Annotated in this window: 3 protein-coding genes; 2 read left to right on the forward strand and 1 reads right to left on the reverse strand. The window is 55.5% G+C overall.

The genetic code is table 11. The annotated features are described in order from the left end of the window. Together ACXRVY_RS27945 and ACXRVY_RS27950 are read left to right on the forward strand one after the other, a co-directional pair. Positions 1 to 484 (forward strand): DUF748 domain-containing protein (locus ACXRVY_RS27945; protein WP_458238830.1); only part of this gene is annotated, 484 nt, incomplete at its 5' end. Beyond that, on the forward strand, positions 484 to 780 hold the full coding sequence (locus ACXRVY_RS27950) for a DUF2845 domain-containing protein (RefSeq protein WP_223463668.1): 297 nt from the start codon (positions 484 to 486) through the stop codon (positions 778 to 780). The genes ACXRVY_RS27945 and ACXRVY_RS27950, both read left to right, overlap by 1 nt. A gap of 139 nt (positions 781 to 919) precedes the next feature. On the opposite strand, the gene ACXRVY_RS27955 is transcribed toward ACXRVY_RS27950, so the two are convergent. Then, a complete protein-coding gene (locus ACXRVY_RS27955; protein WP_223463669.1) occupies positions 920 to 1276 on the reverse strand; it encodes a BON domain-containing protein in 357 nt (118 codons plus the stop codon). Between the last annotated feature and the right edge of the window lie 360 nt (positions 1277 to 1636).

Consider the following 1636-nt stretch of genomic DNA (forward strand, 5'->3'; position numbering starts at 1 on the left):
GCTCAAGGAGCGCCCGGCCCTACGCCTGGAAATCGAAGGTACCGCCGCCCAGAACGCCGATGGCCCACTGATCGCCGAACAACGCCTGGAGCGTGAATACCAGTACAACTACTACAAAATGCTCCAGCGCCGAGGTGACAAGGTCCCGGCCCAGGCTTCGTTGCTGGAAGTGCCGGACGACGAAAAAGGCCCGCTGCTTGAAGGTATCTACCGCATCCGCCTGAAAACCCAGCCCCCTGCCGAATGGAAGGACTTGAGCAAGGAAGAGCGCACCGCAAAAATGCGCGCCGAAGTGATCAAATTCTGGAGCTCCAGTGACGTGCTGTTGCGTCAACTGGGCCAGGAACGCGCCAGCAGCATCAAGGATTACCTGGTCGACAAGACGCAGCTGGAAGACGACCGGGTGTACTTCATCGACGCCAATCTGGGCGAGGCGCAAAGTGACGGCCGCGTGGTGACACCGATGCATCTGGATGCCGAGTGATGATTCGTTGGCTGCTGGCAGGCCTGGTTCTGGCGCTATCGGCCAGTCAGGCCTGGGCCGCCGATACCCTGCGCTGTGGCAGCCAATTGATCAGCGTCGGCGATCGCTCGAGTGAGGTCTTGCACAAATGCGGTGAGCCAGTCAGCCGCGACCTGCTGGGTTACAAGCGCAGTGCCGATCGGCGCGAAGAGTTTCAGGTCGAGGAATGGACCTACGGCCCCAATGGCGGGATGTATCAATACTTGCGGTTCGAAGGTAATCGGCTGAAGCAGATCACCAGCAAACGCGGCAATTAATTAGCACTATCCAATGTGGGAGCGGGCTTGCTCCCACAATGATTTTAAGCGCTGCATATAGAGCAGGCCCCGGCAAAAATGCGCGAGGCCTGTGGTGGCCAACCTTCGTTTGGCCCCGATCCGGGCGAAAAGCCTTGCCTTACTCGGCTTTCAAGCCGTCAGCGGAAACCGCCTTGACGCCTTTGATTTTCTTGGTGATGGCCACAGCCATTTCTTTTTGCGAATCGGTCACGGCGGTGGTCGACGACAGCGATACCACGCCTTCGTTGGTTTCAACCTTGATATCGCTACCTGGAATGCCTTTTTCGGTCATCAGGTCGGCTTTGACTTTGGTGGTGATCCAGGTATCGGAAGTAGCTTCTTTCGCTTTGGTCATTTCACCGGCAGCCAGCACCATCGGCGACTGGGTTGCCTGGGTGGTTTGAGCAAACGCTGCGCTGGCCATGGTCAGGGTCAACGCGGTAGCAGCAGCGGCAGTGATAGCGAACTTCTTCATACGAGTAACTCCTGTTTTTCGGAAAAGTCTGCCGGGTGCCATGTCGGCAGGGTTACCTGGGTTATTGCGAACGCTATGCCAACTTTAAAGCAGAGAACAAAACCTTATAAATCAACCAATTATGAAATCCGCCAATTTTCGGAATCATGCAAAATGCACGAGACGCAGAAACGCTGCATGCAAGTTGCGGGTTTCTGGAAAGTTCCTAATACCCTGAATTTTCGAGCATTCTCTGTAGCTTTTGACGACGGTTCGACAAACAGGAAAAACCCCGCAATGGCGGGGATTTGATTCAGCTATTCATGCCGCAGAACCGGAACACCCTTTAGGCAAGTAGTCCTGGGAAACGCTGCTCTTACA

The sequence above is a fragment of the Pseudomonas sp. P5_A2_2 genome (genome assembly GCF_054177685.1).